The organism is Serratia sp. TSA_7 (assembly GCF_052692135.1).
Map to the genome: position 1 here is coordinate 408,456 of NZ_JBQZFU010000001.1, position 15,660 is coordinate 424,115.

Below are 15,660 nucleotides of genomic sequence, written 5' to 3' on the forward strand. Positions count from 1 at the left end.
ATAGACCACTGGAGACTATGATGGAAATGATCAAAACCCGTGCCGCCGTTGCCTGGGGCCCGAACCAGCCGCTGAAAATCGAAGAAGTCGACCTGATGCCACCGCAAAAAGGCGAAGTGCTGGTGCGGATCGTCGCCACCGGCGTCTGCCACACCGACGCTTACACCCTGTCAGGGGCCGATCCGGAAGGCGTGTTCCCGGCGATCCTCGGCCATGAAGGCGGCGGCGTGGTAGAAGCGGTGGGCGAAGGCGTCACCAGCGTGGCGGTCGGCGATCACGTGATCCCGCTGTACACCCCGGAATGCGGCGAGTGCAAATTCTGTAAATCCGGCAAAACCAACCTGTGTCAGGCGATCCGCGCCACCCAGGGTAAAGGTCTGATGCCGGATGGCACGACTCGCTTCTATAAAGACGGCCAGCCAATCTTCCACTACATGGGCACCTCGACCTTCTCCGAATACACCGTAGTACCGGAAATCTCTCTGGCGAAAATCAGCAAAGAAGCGCCGCTGGAAGAAGTCTGCCTGCTGGGTTGCGGCGTCACCACCGGCATGGGCGCGGTGATCAACACCGCCAAAGTGCAAAAAGGCGACACCGTGGCCATCTTCGGCCTCGGCGGCATTGGCCTGTCGGCGATTATCGGCGCGCAGATGGCCGGCGCAGGCCGCATCATCGGCATCGATATCAACACCAGCAAGTTCGATCTGGCGCGCAAACTGGGTGCTACCGATCTGATCAACCCGAAAGACTACGATAAACCCATTCAGGACGTGATCGTTGAGCTGACCGACGGCGGCGTCGATTTCTCCTTCGAGTGCATTGGCAACGTCAACGTGATGCGCTCCGCGCTGGAATGTTGTCATAAAGGCTGGGGCGAATCGGTGATTATCGGCGTAGCCGGCGCCGGCCAGGAGATCTCTACCCGCCCGTTCCAGTTGGTCACCGGCCGCGTCTGGCGCGGTTCTGCCTTCGGTGGCGTCAAGGGCCGTTCGCAGTTGCCGGGCATCGTCCAGCGTTATCTGGACGGCGAGTTCGCGCTGAATGACTTTATCACCCACACCATGGGGCTCGATCAGATTAACGAAGCGTTCGATTTGATGCACGAAGGCAAATCAATCCGCTCGGTTATTCACTTCGACAAAAAATAAGCCAGGAGGCAGAGATGAACTCGTCATTAGAACTTCTCGAAGAGCACCGCATGTTCGGTGGCTGGCAACAGCGTTACCGCCATGCAGCGCAGAGCCTGAATTGCAACATGACTTTCAGCATCTATCTGCCGCCGCCGCGTGATGATAACCCGCCGCCGGTGTTGTACTGGCTGTCGGGGCTGACCTGCAATGATGAAAACTTCACGTTGAAGGCCGGTGCGCAACGCATCGCCGCCGAACTGGGTCTGGTGCTGGTGATGGCCGATACCAGCCCGCGCGGCGACGATGTGCCGAACGATGAAGGCTACGATCTGGGCCAGGGCGCCGGGTTCTATTTGAACGCCACGCAGGCGCCGTGGGACAAGCATTTTCGCATGTACGATTACCTCAGCGATGAGCTGCCGGCGTTGATCAATCAGCATTTCAGCGTCAGCGATCGCCAGTCGATCTTTGGCCACTCCATGGGCGGCCATGGTGCGCTGATGCTGGCGTTTCGCAATCCGCAGCGCTTTCGTTCGGTATCGGCGTTCGCGCCGATCGTCAACCCTTGCCAGGTGCCCTGGGGGCGAAAAGCCTTCACCGCCTATCTGGGGAACGACGAAAGCCAGTGGCTGCAATACGACAGCTGCCACCTGCTGGCTAACGGGGCGGAAAAAATGCCGGTGCTGGTGGATCAGGGCGACGGCGATCAGTTCCTGGCGGATCAACTGCAACCGGCGAAACTGGCCGAGCTGGCTCGCCAGCGCGACTGGCCGCTGACGCTGCGTATTCAGCCAGGCTACGATCACAGCTACTTCACCATCGCCACCTTTATCGAAGACCACCTGCGTTTCCACGCCGAACACCTGTTCCGCGGATAAAAAAATCCGGGCGGTTTAACCGCCCGGATTTCATCAGATACCGTCGAAAAGAAAATCTATTGCGGCTTTCACCTTGGTTCGGTATTGGGAAGCATCGCAAAATTCAGCGCCCAGGATACGAACGGGAATACTTGCCATCTCATGAGTCATAACGGCGTACTCGTTGTCATCCACCAGCCTGACCAAAGGGTTCAAGCGTTCCGGGCGAGTACTGGCCGGATACTTTTCAATGGGTAATAACGGGATCACAACTCGGCGATTTAATTGCCCAATGATATCGCTCGTCACATCAAGCAGCAGAGGATAGACTGCGCTTTTCCCTGTATTCGCGTATACCGTAAATTGCATCGCTAAAACGTCCTGTATTCGTCACTGAAACAGCCATGTTCATCATGAAAACGATTTAAAGCATCGATCGCTTCTCGGTTTTCTTCCTTCCATTTTCTCATCTCATGCTGACGCAATTCTGCATCCAAAGCAGCATTCAGCGTAGCACTGAGGTTAATGCCCGCCTCACGTGCACGGCTCAGTAAACTGCGTTCCACCGCCATGGTAACGCTTTGGGTCGTTCGTTGTTTTACTGGCATTATCACCTCCCGCAATAACCTTCGTGCAAGCAACACGGCTTATTGAACGAATAATAACACCGAGAAGTGGTGTTAGCCCATTCAAATGTGCGCCACGCATCATGGCGAAACCGGCCCGGACGCGCAAAGGCAACAGACCCAAAGTCACCCCTTCAGTTTCGGATCCAGCGCATCGCGCAGCCCGTCGCCCAACAGGTTGAACGCCAGCACGGTGAGGAAAATCGCCAAACTGGGGAAAATCGCCACGTGCGGCGCAATCACCATATCGGCTCGCGCCTCGTTGAGCATCGCGCCCCACTCCGGCGTCGGCGGCTGCGCGCCCAGGCCAAGGAACGACAGGCTGGCGGCGGTAATGATGGAAGTGCCGATACGCATGGTGAAATACACCACAATCGACGAAAGAGTGCCCGGCAAAATATGCCGCACGATGATGGTCCAATCCGAAGCGCCGATGCTGCGTGCCGACTCGATATAGGTCAGGTGCTTCAGCACCAGGGTATTACCCCGCACCAACCGGGCAAACGCCGGAATGCTGAAAATGGCCACCGCGATAATCACATTGGCCATGCCACTGCCCATGATCGCCACCACGCCAATCGCCAGCAGGATGCCGGGAAACGCGAACAACACGTCGCAAATGCGCATGGTGATACGATCCCACCAGCCCTCATAATAGCCCGCCAACAGGCCCAGCAACGTGCCAATCAATCCGCCGGCCAGCACCGAGAACACCCCGGCGGCCAGCGAAATGCGCGTGCCCATCAGAATACGGCTAAAAATATCCCGCCCCAGCGAATCCACGCCCAGCCAATGCACCAGCGAAGGGCCTTCGTTCAGGCGGTCATAATCAAAATAGTTTTCCGCATCAAAGGGGGTCAGGTACGGCGCAAACAGCGCTGCCGCCACCAACAGCAACACAAACAGTCCCGCGACCAGCGCCACATGCTGTCGGCGGAAACGCCGCCAAAACTCATGCCACGGCGTACGCACCGCGTTAGGGTTGATCGTCGGCATCGCCTTCAATGCAGCGTTACGTCGCCAATGCTTAATCATGCAGCGCCCTCATTTGTAGCGTATCGCCGGGTTAATTGCCGCATACAGCATGTCCACCAACAGGTTAATCAGAATGAACTCCAGAGAAAACAACAGCACCTCGGCCTGGATCACCGGGTAATCGCGCATCTCGACGGAATCGACCAGCAGCCTGCCCAGCCCCGGCCAGTTAAAGACTTTCTCCACCACGATAGAACCGCCAAGTAGAAAGCCGAACTGCAATCCCATCATGGTCACCACCGGGATCATCGCGTTACGCAGCCCGTGTTTCACCACCACCATGGTTTCTCGCACGCCCTTGGCGCGCGCGGTGCGCATATAGTCTTCTTGCATCACCTCAACGAATGAAGCGCGGGTAAAGCGCGCCATCACCGCCGCCACCGCCGCGCCCAACGTAATCGAGGGCAAAATATAGTGCCGCCAGCTGTCGGCGCCCACCGTCGGCAACCAGCCGAGGTTGACGGAAAATACCTGCATCAGCAACATGCCCAGCGCAAAGGCGGGGAATGAAATGCCCGAGACCGCCAGCGTCATGCCCAGGCGATCCGGCCAGCGGTTTCGCCACACGGCGGACACCATGCCGATGGCCATGCCGAAGATCACGGCCCACAGCATGCTGGTGAGGGTCAGCCACAGCGTTGGCAAAAAGCGCGAGCCGATCTCCTCGCTCACCGGGCGCTTGGACACCATCGAGGTGCCGAAATCGCCCTGTAACGCATTGACAAAAAAATGGACGAACTGCTGAGGCAACGGCTTATCCAGCCCCAGGTCCTTGCGCACCAGTTGCACCACCGCTTCGTCGGCATCCGGCCCCGCAGCCAGCCGCGCCGGATCGCCGGGCAGCAGGTGAACGAACAGAAACACCAGCACCGCGACAATCAGCAGCGTCGGGATCAGACCCAGCAGTCGTTTCAGAAAATAATTAAGCATGTCGGGTTAATCCCCTCACCCCGCCCCCGAATAGAGGGCGGGGATTGGCGCCTTATTTGAGATCGGCATTATCAAAGTTGAACGAGGTATCCGGCATCACATAGAAACCGCTCAGCTGTTTGTTGTTGGCCGACAGCAGGCGCTCGGTCGCCAGGAAGATCCACGGCGCGTCGGCCCAGATCCGGTCCTGCGCATCCTTGTAGAGTTTTTGCTTCTCGGCGCGATCGGTGGTCGCCAGCGCGCCGGTCAGATCCTTGTCCACCTGCGGGTTGCTGTAAAACGCGGTGTTGAACTGTTTGGGTGGCGCAGCCTGGGTGGAGAACAGCGGCGACAGCGCCCAATCCGCCTCGCCGGTCGACGCCGACCAGCCGGTATAGAACATGCGCACGCCGGTGTCTTTCACCCCGACGCTTTCCACCTGCGCGGCACGCTGGCCGGCATCCATCGCGGTCACCGTCACTTTCACCCCAACCTGCGCCAGCTGCTGCTGGGCAAACTGCAGCACTTTCTGCGCGGTGCTGTGATTATGCGAAGACCACAACGTGGTGGTGAAACCGTTCGGGTAACCGGCCTCTTTCAGCAGTTCGCGCGCCTTGACCGGATCGTACGGCCACGGCTTGTAGCGGGTAGCGAAGTCGATCGCCGGCGGTACTGGGCCTTCCGCCGGTACCGCGTAGCCGGAGAACGCCACTTTGATCAGCGCATCCTTGTTGATGGCGTAGTTCAACGCCTGGCGCACTTTCGGATTGTCAAACGGCTTCTGGGTGACGTTCAGACTGATATAACGTTGCAGGATCGACGGAGCCGCCACCACGTCGAGCTTGGCATTGCCTTCCAGCACCTTGGCCTGCTCGTAAGGGATCGGGAAGGCAAAGGTCGCTTCGCCGGTTTGCAGCATCGCCGCACGGGTGTTGTTGTCCACCACCGGGCGCCAGGTGATGCTGTCGAGTTTCGGCAACCCCGGCTTCCAATAGCCGTCGAACTTCTTCACCTTGACGAAGTCGGTCTGGTTCCAGGTCACGAACTGATACGGCCCGGTGCCCACCGGATGGAAACCAATGTCTTTGCCATACTGCTTCAGCGCCGCCGGGGAAATGATCGCCGCCGCCGGGTGCGCCAGATTGTTGATAAAGGCCGAGAACGGTGCCTTCAACACAATTTTCACCGTGTTGGCGTCCACCACTTCGGTTTTGTCGATCATCTTGAACAGGTTGTAGCGCTTGAGATGGCTGTCCGGGTTGCTGGCGCGATCCAGGTTCACCTTCACCGCCTCGGCGTTGAACTCGGTGCCGTCGTGGAATTTCACCCCAGGATGCAGCTTGAGGGTATAAGTCAGGCCGTCTTTACTCACCTCGTAGCCGTCCGCCAGCACGTTAACCAGCTTCATGTCTTTATCGAAGCCGAACAGCCCCTGATAGAAAGACTTGGCCACCGCCTGAGACAGCGTGTCGTTGGCGTCGTACGGGTCCAACGTGGTGAAGTTGGAAGCCACGGCAATCACCGCATCCTTCGCCGCCCAGGCCGGGCCGGCGCCCACCGCCGCCAGCAGCACGGCGGCCACCAACGCATTACGTTTGAATGTGTGCTTCATGTCGCTTGTCTCTCCTGAGGTCTTTAATAAGCACCGGCGATAGGGTGGCGGGCAACAAAGTGCCCCGGCCCAACCTGTACCAGCGGTGCGGTAACGGGTTCATCGCCCAACGCGCGGATCGGGCTGGGAATTTCATCCACCAACAACGGTTGGCGTTTATGGACATGTGCCGGATCGGCCACCGGCACCGCCGCCATCAGTTTGCGGGTGTATGCGTGCTGCGGGTTGTCGAACACCGCCCGGCGCGGGCCAATTTCGACGATCTGGCCGAGGTACATGACCGCCACGCGATGGCTAATGCGTTCCACCACCGCCATATCGTGCGAGATAAACAAGAATGCGATGCCGAGCTCACGCTGCAGATCGAGCAGCAGATTGACGATTTGCGCCTGAATCGACACGTCAAGCGCCGACACCGATTCGTCGGCAATCACCACCTTCGGGTTCAATGCCAGCGCACGCGCAATACAGATACGCTGCCGCTGGCCACCGGAAAACTCATGCGGGTAACGCCGCGCATGCTCAGGTTTCAGCCCCACGCGCTCCAGCAACCAGGCCACACGCGCCTCCGCCGCCTTGCCACGCGCCACGTTATGCACCAGCAGCGGCTCCATAATAGAAAAGCCGACGGTCAGCCGCGGGTCCAGCGAAGCGTAAGGATCCTGGAAGATAAACTGGATATCGCGCCGCAGGTGCTGCAACGCCGAGCCTTTCAGTTGGTTTATCTGACGGCCGTCAAAGGTGATGGTGCCGTGCTGGCTGTCCACCAGCTTTAGCAGCGAACGGCCGGTAGTGGATTTGCCGCAGCCGGACTCCCCCACCAGCCCCAGCGTTTCGCCGGGATAGAGATCAAAACTGACGTTTTCCACCGCGTGTACCCGACGGGTGACCCGGTTGAAAAGACCGCTGCGCAGGTCAAAGCGCGTGACCAGGTTTTCCACGCGCAGGATCGGCGCTGCGCCCGGCGGCACGGTATCCTGCGGCAGCCCATTGTCTTCGCCGTTGGGCAGAGGAAATTTGGCCGGGAAGTCTTTATCCGCCATCGAACCCAGCTTCGGCACTGCCGCCAGCAACGCCTGGGTGTAAGGCTGTTGCGGCGCGGCGAACAACTCGCGCACCGGCCCTTGCTCCACTTGTTCGCCCTGATGCATCACCAGCACCCGGTCGGCAATCTCCGCCACTACGCCCATATCGTGGGTGATAAAAATAACCCCCATCTGCATTTCCTGCTGCAACACGCGAATCAGTTGCAGGATCTGCGCCTGAATGGTGACGTCCAGCGCGGTGGTCGGCTCGTCGGCAATCAGCAGCGCGGGTTTGCAAGATAACGCCATGGCGATCATCACCCGCTGGCGCATGCCGCCGGAAAGCTGGTGCGGATAACGGTTAAGTACCTCTTTGGCTTCGGGAATGCGCACCAGGTCGAGCATGCGCAAGGCTTCTTGTTTCGCGGCGCGACCGCCCATCGCCTGATGCAGCCGCAAAGACTCGGCGATCTGCTCGCCTACCGAAAACACCGGATTCAGCGACGTCATCGGTTCCTGAAAAATCATCGCCATATCGGCGCCGCGCAGGGTTCGCAAGGTGCTCTGACGCGCTCGCGCCAGATCCAGCACCTCGCCGTTGCGCCGGCGAAACGGCATAGCGCCGCTGACGATAGCGCCGCCACCCTGCTCAACCAACCGCATCAACGCCAGAGAGGTCACCGATTTGCCCGAGCCGGACTCGCCGACGATCGCCAGCGTTTCGCCGCGATCGATGTCAAATGACAGGTGGCGCACCGCCTCGACGGTGTCGCCCTGTTGGTTAAAACGGATGCCAAGATCGCGTACCGACAGTACGCGCTGCGGCGGCAGAAATAACCCGGAGTCCGCCGCAGGCGGCATTGAAGTATCGGTCATGCACCCTCCTGGTGATCGGTTAGCGATAAATCCCTATGGACGGCGCATCGCCGACATAACCGAAGCCGCGGTACATCCCTTCGCTGTTGAAAGGCAGGGCCACGTTGCCGTGGCGGTCGATGGCGATCAGCCCGCCGCTGCCGCCCATGGCCGGCAGTTTTTCCATCACCACCCGGTCGCTGGCCTGCTGCAGGCTCAGGCCGGCGTACTCGATCAAGGCAGAAACGTCGTAAGCCGCGACGCCGCGCATGAAGATTTCGCCGGTGCCGGTACTGGAGACCGCCACCGTGGCGTTGTTGGCATAGCAGCCGGCGCCGATGATCGGCGTGTCGCCAATCCGGCCGGCCTGTTTATTGGTCATACCGCCGGTTGAGGTGGCGGCCGCCAGATTGCCTAATGCGTCCAGCGCTACCGCACCGACGGTGCCGAATTTACGATCGGGGTCTATCGGATCGCCGGCCTGCGCCGCGCCGTCGTGATCGAGCAGCACCCGGCCCTGCTCCGCCTGAGCGCGGTGCAGTTGATCAAAACGTTCCTGGGTAAAGAAGAAATCGGGGGCGACCATTTCCAGGCCGTGGGCCGCGGCGAATTTTTCTGCGCCTTCACCGGCGAACAGCACATGTTGGCTGTTTTCCAGCACCGCACGCGCGGCCAGCACCGGATTGCGTATCCGGTTAACGCCCGTCACGGCGCCGGCATCGCAGGTGCGGCCGTCCATCACGCAGGCATCCAGTTCGTGGGTGCCCTGATGAGTGAACACCGAGCCCAAGCCCGCGTTGAACAGCGGGCACTCTTCCAGCAACCTCACCGCCTCGGTGACCGCATCCAGCGCGCTACCGCCCTGGGCCAAAATATTCTGGCCTGCGGCGACAATGGCCGACAGCACCTGAATATATTCCTGTTCCTTTTCTGCACTCAACGCCGCACGGGTAATTGCGCCCGCACCGCCATGAATGGCAATCACTGGTTTGCTCATTTGCCTGACACCCTGTGTTAATTCCAGCCCTTTTCCAAGACGCCTATCCCCTATGGATTTCAAGTTGCAACCAGGCGGCCAGTTCGGGAGCCGCCAGGTATGCTTGAAATACGACGGGTGTAATTATTATTCAGACTTTTTTCGACTATATTTAGCCCGGCAATCGAAGTAAAGCATAAAGTCGCCGTTCAGCATTTAGCGTAGCCCTCTTAGACCATTTTGCACCTTGAAATAACTTAGCGGAATAAAAACAGGGTGTTAGATCAAAGCATTCACGCAAAAAGTCATGTCTGATATTTTTGGCAAGCGCCCTACTTGATGGACAGTCATTTTCCTAAAAAATAACCGATAGCTCTGGATAAATAGCCGTGAATCGCTCAACCTGCGGTTTTTTCGCAGGTTGAAAGCAGATAATCGATATTCAGAAACCCGATCCTGGCAACAGCAGAAATGCCTCTTCTTCCGGCGTGCTGATCCGGCCTAATATCGCATTACGGTGCGGGTAACGGCCAAAACGATCAATGATCGCCTTATGCCGTAATTCAAATTCCAACTGATCGCCATTATTCAGTTCGGTATACAGCGCCAGTGCCTGCTGATGAATCACCGCCGATTCCGAATGCATAAAGGGTAAATAGAGAAAACCGCGCTGTTCGCGGCTGAGCTGTTCGCATTGCCCGGAGCGGATCGCCTCTTGCGCCAGCACCAGCGCCATGCAGTCGCTGGAAAATGCGCGGGGCGTGCCGCGAAACAAATTACGGCTGAACTGATCGAGCACGATCACCTCCGCCAGCCGCCCTTCGATAGTTTCGCGCCAATGCGCCAATTCACCCGCCGCCGCCGCGTGCCACAGCTCGCCAAAACGCACCTGCAACCGGCTGTCGAAATCCTCGTCTTTCTTGAACCACATCACCGGATCGATCTCCTCGAACCAGAAGTCTATGACCTGTTTATGCATAACGTCTCTCCCTTGTTTAACTCAGTGTAACCCGTTCTCCCCTTCGGCGTTATCTGCCATAATACTCCCACTTTGCCGCTATTTTTCGCGCACCCTGATTACGGAGTTCCCTTTATGGATCATTGCCATACTTCCGATCTCATTTCCCTTGAGCAGGCGCTGGAGAAGATGCTCAGCCAACTCTCTCCCCTGCAGCAGACCGAATCCATCCCCCTGAACGCCGCCGCCGGCCGCATTACCGCCGCGCCGGTGATTTCACCGATCGACGTGCCGCCGTTCGCCAATTCGGCCATGGACGGTTATGCGGTGCGTATCGCGGACCTGCATGCCAACGCCCCGCTACCGGTCGCAGGCAAAGCCTTTGCCGGTGCGCCGTTCGACGGTGACTGGCCGGCCGGCACCTGCGTGCGCATCATGACCGGCGCGCCGATCCCAACCGGCGCCGAAGCGGTGATCATGCAAGAGCAGGCCGAGGTGAGCGATGCAGGCGTTCGCTTCAATGCCGCCGTGCGCGCCGGACAAAACATCCGTTTGGCGGGAGAAGATATCCGACAGGGCGCCGGCGTGTTGCCTGCCGGCGTCAAACTGGGCGCTGCGCAGTTGCCGTTGCTGGCCTCGCTCGGCGTCGCCGAGGTACTGGTGATCCGCAAGTTGAAGGTCGCGGTATTCTCCACCGGCGACGAGTTGCAGCCGGTAGGCCAGCCGCTAGAGGCCGGGCAAATTTATGACACCAACCGCTTTGCGGTACGTCTGATGCTCGAACAATTGGGCTGCGAGACGCTCGATCTGGGTATTATCCGTGATGACCAGAACGCGCTGCGCGCCGCCTTCGAGCAGGCGGACAGCCAGGCTGACGTAGTGATCAGCAGCGGCGGCGTGTCGGTGGGTGAAGCCGACTACACCAAACAAATGCTCGATGAGTTGGGCGAAGTCAGTTTCTGGAAATTGGCGATCAAACCCGGCAAGCCCTTTGCGTTTGGCAAGCTGAAGCACGCCTGGTTCTGCGGCCTGCCGGGCAACCCGGTTTCCGCCGCCCTGACCTTCTACCAGTTGGTGCAGCCGTTGCTGGCAAAACTGGCCGGCCACAGCGAGTGGCACCTGCCACCGCGCCTGCGCGCACGCGCATTGACGCCGTTGAAGAAGGCGCCGGGTCGTCTTGATTTCCAGCGCGGCGTGTTTGCCAGCAATGCCCAGGGCGAGTTGGAAGTGAGCACCACCGGCCATCAGGGCTCGCACGTATTCAGTTCATTCAGCCAGGGTAACTGTTTCATCGTGCTGGAGCGCGAACGCGGTTCAGTGGCGGTTGGCGAAACGGTGGAGATCGAGCCATTCAACACCTTGTTGAGGAGCTGAACATGCTGCCGGAATTAACCGACGCCGAAACGCTGCGCTATAACCGTCAGATTATCCTGCGCGGCTTTGACTTCGACGGCCAGGAAAAACTGAAGGCCGCTCGAGTGCTGATTATCGGCCTGGGCGGGCTGGGTTGCGCTGCTGCGCCATACCTGGCCGCGGCGGGCGTCGGCCACTTGACGCTGGTTGATTTCGACACCGTCGCCCTCTCCAATCTGCAACGCCAGATCCTGCATCGCGATGCACGCCTTGGCATGACGAAGGTCGAATCGGCTCGCCTCGAGTTGAGCGCTATCAATCCGCATATCCGTATTGATGCCGTGGACGGGCAGTTGAACGACGAACAGATGGCGGCGCACATTGCCGCCTGCGATCTGGTGCTGGACTGCACCGACAACGTAGCGACACGCGATCAGCTCAACCGCCAGTGCCATGCGCAACGCAAACCGCTGGTTTCCGGCGCGGCGATCCGCATGGAGGGGCAGCTCAGCGTATTCACCTACCAGCCGGACGAGCCCTGCTACCGCTGCCTGAGCCGGTTATTCGGCGAAAACGCCCTGACCTGCGTCGAGGCTGGGGTTATGGCGCCGCTGGTGGGCACTATCGGCACGCTACAAGCTCTGGAAGCGATTAAGCTGTTGACGCATTACGGCCAGCCCCTCACCGGAAAACTGTTGATGTTCGACGCCATGACGATGCAGTTCCGCGAGATGAAATTGCCGAAAAACCCGCAGTGCGAAGTGTGCGGCGGGGAATAGTAAGCATTGGCCAAACGGGTAACCATGCAGGGCCGCAGAGCCCCATTCTGATGAATAATATATAGGGCGAACCATCGCCCTATATTATGCCTGACCCAATCATTTTCTGAACCTGATCGATGCTATCCACCCCAAACATCTTTTTGAAACCTTGCCCAGCCAATTGCCTGGATTTCCGCGAGAGAAAAACTATTCCCAGAAGGTTGCCATGGCCCGATCAAACCAGGATTATAATTAGGGTTGTAGGACCCTAATCCTTGTCCAATGCCGGGGGCGGTTTGGTGACCATGTTGTATCCCACTGTATAATTCACCAGCCACATACCCTCCCAATGCTCCGGCGTAAGGATTACCACCAGAGGCCCAAGTCCCTACTAAAGTGCCGCCCAGTTGAGCCAGTTGTTCACCACCAGCACCCGATATCTGAGCAATTTCGCGCAAACCAAGCTCTTTCATTTTTCGTCATCCTTTACATTGATAATGTTGAAAAAAACAAAGGCAAAGCCGCCCAAAAGACATAAAAAAACAATCAATAAAAAGAAATATAAATCTCCACCATGAATACTGTTACCAATATAATTCACAGCGGTGAATATCATAAAAAGGTATGTAGCGCAGCGCATCCATTTCCGAAAAAATATGCCATTAGTTCTAAAAGACTGCATTAATCACCCCTAAAATACTGAAAAAGCCTCTCATCATGTGTGATAACGATTATTACTAACGTTTGCGCGAGAAAATATCAAGATATTTTCATCCTTATTAAAATCAAGGTAAACAGACTAAAACCAGCAACTACTTCAATATATAAGTCATTCGCATAACCGATTTTTAACTAATTTTATGGCAAGGTTAATTAATGGCATTAACGAACCAGGTAAATATACGGGCAGCTTAAAATAATAAAATTAAGCTTCTACACTCGCTTTACGATAAATAAAAGACATGCATTCCAGATTTTATGCTTACGGGGAAAAATGCAGATAGTGAACGATATTTGAGGAGTGTATGTCAGAATTTCAACAGAACATTTTACTCTGCACTATAACGGAGACAAAAAAGGCGGGAATGCTCCCGCCTTTTGACTGCCTAAGCAGAGTTAAACGATACCCTGGCTACGCAGATAGTCTTCGTAGTTGCCGGTAAAGTCGATAACCTTGGTCGGCGTCATTTCCAGCACGCGCGTCGCCAGCGAACTGACGAACTCACGGTCGTGGGAGACGAAGATCAACGTACCTTCGTACATTTCCAGCGCCATGTTCAGCGATTCGATGGATTCCATATCCAGGTGGTTGGTTGGTTCATCCATAACCAGGATATTAGGGCGCTGCATCATCAGCTTGCCGAACAGCATACGGCCCTTTTCACCACCAGACAGCACCTTAACTTTCTTCTTGATGTCATCCTGGCTGAACAGCAAACGGCCCAGCACGCTGCGCACCGCTTGCTCGTCGTCTTTTTCCTGCTTCCACTGGCTCATCCAGTCGAATACCGTCAGGGTGTCATCGAACTCGTATTCGTGATCCTGAGCGTAGTAGCCGATCTTGGCGTTTTCGGACCACTTCACGCTGCCGCTGTCCGGCAGAGCGTCGCCCACCAGCGTTTTCAGCAGCGTGGATTTACCGATACCGTTCGGGCCCAGTACCGCCACTTTCTCGCCCACTTCAACCATCAGATTGAACTTGCTGAACAGCGGGCCGTTATCGAAGCCTTTGGTCAGCGCTTCCACTTCCAGCGCGTTACGGAACAGTTTCTTGTCCTGATCAAAACGGATGAACGGGTTCTGACGGCTTGAGGCCTTCACTTCTTCCAGTTGGATCTTGTCGATCTGGCGGGCGCGAGAGGTCGCCTGCTTGGATTTGGAGGCGTTGGCGCTGAAGCGGCTCACGAACGATTGCAGTTCGTTAATCTGTGCCTTCTTCTTGGCGTTGTCCGCAACCAGACGCTCGCGCGCCTGAGTGGCCGCAGTCATGTATTCGTCGTAGTTGCCCGGATAAACGCGCAGCTCGCCGTAGTCCAGATCCGCCATGTGAGTACAGACCATGTTCAGGAAGTGACGGTCGTGCGAAATGATGACCATGGTGCTGTTACGATCGTTCAGCACCTGCTCCAGCCAGCGAATGGTATCGATGTCCAGGTTGTTCGTCGGTTCGTCGAGCAGCAGGATTTCCGGATCGGAGAACAGCGCCTGCGCCAGCAATACGCGCAGTTTGAAGCCCGGCGCGATCTCGCTCATCGGGCCGTAATGCTGTTCAACCGGGATGCCTACGCCAAGCAGCAGTTCGCCGGCGCGCGCTTCGGCGGTGTAACCGTCCATCTCACCGTAAGCCACTTCCAGATCGGCCACTTTATAGCCGTCTTCTTCGCTCATTTCGGCCAGACCGTAAATGCGGTCACGCTCTTCCTTCACCGCCCACAGCTCGTGATGGCCCATGATGACGGTGTCCAGCACGCTGTATTGTTCGAAAGCGAACTGATCCTGACGCAGTTTGCCCAGGCGTTCGTTCGGATCGAGGAACACGTTGCCGCCGCTCGGCACCAGATCGCCACCCAGAATTTTCATAAAGGTGGATTTGCCGCAGCCGTTGGCCCCGATCAAACCGTAGCGGTTACCGCCGCCAAACTTGACGGAGATGTTTTCAAACAACGGCTTACTGCCAAACTGCATAGTGATGTTGTTAGTGCTTAACACAGCGCTCGCTCTTCATATCATTGGGAATGTGATTTGGCGCGCATTATGCCATAACGAGGATAAGAGATCGCGGGAAGTTTCGGTGACAATTTGAGCAAAGGTGCGGCGGCAGAGGATCATGCGCTTAACCCGACATGCCGGCCCATGGTTCGGCGTAATGCAAGCCCGCCCGTTGACGGAGGGATACCGGTGAAGCTATTACCGCTTGAAGGTTGCCATGGGCCGCTTCCCCAAGAAATAGAGTAATTCAGTAAATTTACTCACATGCATCCATGATTCAAAATACCAAAATATAAATGTTTAAATTTTTCTTTTCTTAGAATGTCTGCTTTCAATACAGAAACATCATCATTCCACTCTTTTTCAGAAATGGATTTGACGTCATTATTATTTAGTTTACCTAGTTGTTTCAATCCACAAGCTGCATAGAGTTTACTTTCTGGCGTTGCCTTGGGATTATTGGCTGTTCTCAGGAAAATATCAGTTGCGTTCTTGCTTTTAAGAATATCTATTACAGCAACTTCCCCTTCACTAATCTTGCCAGCAAAGCCATTCATTCCTAAAGAAAAATAACCAACCTGGGATAAGTTGGCTTCTATAGTTTCATAATGATTTTCATTTGCGTAGCCATAGAGAGGACATAACGCAGTAAAAAATAAAGTAGCAACTATAAAAATCCTTTTCATAAAGCCCACCCGCATTCACAAATCATTTACCTTATGCCAACCTAACCACATAAATAAAATCATTGCAAATAGAAAACTTATAGCCGCATTAATAACATGAATCATTAAAATCCATAAAATAGCTTGATTCATATACTCTTATTATACGAGCATCAACCATAACCTTAC

The 15,660-nt window shown here is 56.5% G+C and carries 15 protein-coding genes; 4 read left to right on the forward strand and 11 right to left on the reverse strand.

The annotated features are described in order from the left end of the window. Nucleotides 1-20: 20 nt before the first annotated feature. Both ACUTQW_RS01975 and fghA read left to right on the forward strand, forming a co-directional pair. Nucleotides 21-1,148, forward strand: a complete 1,128-nt coding sequence (locus ACUTQW_RS01975) for an S-(hydroxymethyl)glutathione dehydrogenase/class III alcohol dehydrogenase (RefSeq protein WP_004942340.1) — start codon at nt 21-23, stop codon at nt 1,146-1,148. A gap of 14 nt (nt 1,149-1,162) precedes the next feature. After that, the gene (gene fghA, locus ACUTQW_RS01980) at nt 1,163-2,008 is read left to right on the forward strand and encodes an S-formylglutathione hydrolase (protein WP_235196101.1); all 846 of its coding nucleotides are present in this window, start codon (nt 1,163-1,165) and stop codon (nt 2,006-2,008) included. 33 nt (nt 2,009-2,041) lie between these two features. Here the strand turns inward: fghA and ACUTQW_RS01985 are convergent, their stop codons facing one another. The 8 genes from ACUTQW_RS01985 to ACUTQW_RS02020 all read right to left on the reverse strand — a co-directional run bounded on the left by ACUTQW_RS01985 (nt 2,042) and on the right by ACUTQW_RS02020 (nt 10,004). Continuing rightward, nucleotides 2,042-2,356, reverse strand: a complete 315-nt coding sequence (locus ACUTQW_RS01985) for a CcdB family protein (RefSeq protein ID WP_020438747.1) — start codon at nt 2,354-2,356, stop codon at nt 2,042-2,044. Between the two features lie 2 nt (nt 2,357-2,358). Next, a complete protein-coding gene (locus ACUTQW_RS01990) occupies nt 2,359-2,595 on the reverse strand; it encodes a type II toxin-antitoxin system CcdA family antitoxin (protein ID WP_020438746.1) in 237 nt (78 codons plus the stop codon). 144 nt (nt 2,596-2,739) lie between these two features. Next, nucleotides 2,740-3,648 (reverse strand): glutathione ABC transporter permease GsiD, encoded by a 909-nt coding sequence (gene gsiD / locus ACUTQW_RS01995; protein ID WP_004942335.1) that lies wholly within the window; start codon nt 3,646-3,648, stop codon nt 2,740-2,742. 9 nt (nt 3,649-3,657) lie between these two features. Then, a complete protein-coding gene (gene gsiC / locus ACUTQW_RS02000) occupies nt 3,658-4,578 on the reverse strand; it encodes a glutathione ABC transporter permease GsiC (RefSeq protein ID WP_004942334.1) in 921 nt (306 codons plus the stop codon). Nucleotides 4,579-4,630: 52 nt separating this feature from the next. Continuing rightward, on the reverse strand, nt 4,631-6,169 hold the full coding sequence (gene gsiB, locus ACUTQW_RS02005) for a glutathione ABC transporter substrate-binding protein GsiB (RefSeq protein WP_064799409.1): 1,539 nt from the start codon (nt 6,167-6,169) through the stop codon (nt 4,631-4,633). Between the two features lie 23 nt (nt 6,170-6,192). Next, nucleotides 6,193-8,070 (reverse strand): dipeptide ABC transporter ATP-binding protein, encoded by a 1,878-nt coding sequence (locus tag ACUTQW_RS02010; RefSeq protein WP_235196100.1) that lies wholly within the window; start codon nt 8,068-8,070, stop codon nt 6,193-6,195. A 19-nt stretch (nt 8,071-8,089) separates the two neighbouring features. Continuing rightward, a complete protein-coding gene (locus ACUTQW_RS02015; protein WP_202290353.1) occupies nt 8,090-9,046 on the reverse strand; it encodes an isoaspartyl peptidase/L-asparaginase family protein in 957 nt (318 codons plus the stop codon). Between the two features lie 421 nt (nt 9,047-9,467). Then, entirely contained in the window at nt 9,468-10,004 is a 537-nt protein-coding gene (locus tag ACUTQW_RS02020; protein WP_006324382.1) for a DUF924 family protein, read from the reverse strand. 114 nt (nt 10,005-10,118) lie between these two features. Here ACUTQW_RS02020 and moeA point away from each other — a divergent pair, with 114 nt between their 5' ends. Both moeA and moeB read left to right on the forward strand, forming a co-directional pair. Further along, complete coding sequence (gene moeA, locus ACUTQW_RS02025; protein WP_006324381.1) at nt 10,119-11,357, forward strand: molybdopterin molybdotransferase MoeA; 1,239 nt, start codon at nt 10,119-10,121, stop codon at nt 11,355-11,357. Nucleotides 11,358-11,359: 2 nt separating this feature from the next. Then, nucleotides 11,360-12,115 carry a molybdopterin-synthase adenylyltransferase MoeB gene (moeB, locus tag ACUTQW_RS02030; protein WP_006324380.1) on the forward strand — a complete coding sequence of 252 codons (756 nt, stop codon included), beginning with the start codon at nt 11,360-11,362 and terminating at the stop codon, nt 12,113-12,115. A 122-nt stretch (nt 12,116-12,237) separates the two neighbouring features. On the opposite strand, the gene ACUTQW_RS02035 is transcribed toward moeB, so the two are convergent. The 3 genes from ACUTQW_RS02035 to mchS3 form a co-directional block, all read right to left on the reverse strand. Continuing rightward, the gene (locus tag ACUTQW_RS02035; RefSeq protein WP_020438744.1) at nt 12,238-12,570 is read right to left on the reverse strand and encodes a hypothetical protein; all 333 of its coding nucleotides are present in this window, start codon (nt 12,568-12,570) and stop codon (nt 12,238-12,240) included. Nucleotides 12,571-13,213: 643 nt separating this feature from the next. Beyond that, nucleotides 13,214-14,806: an ABC-F family ATPase gene (locus ACUTQW_RS02040; protein WP_004942319.1), complete on the reverse strand. Its 1,593-nt coding sequence runs from the start codon at nt 14,804-14,806 to the stop codon at nt 13,214-13,216. Between the two features lie 260 nt (nt 14,807-15,066). After that, on the reverse strand, nt 15,067-15,492 hold the full coding sequence (gene mchS3, locus ACUTQW_RS02045; protein ID WP_445654792.1) for an MchS3 family protein: 426 nt from the start codon (nt 15,490-15,492) through the stop codon (nt 15,067-15,069). Nucleotides 15,493-15,660 lie beyond the last annotated feature (168 nt).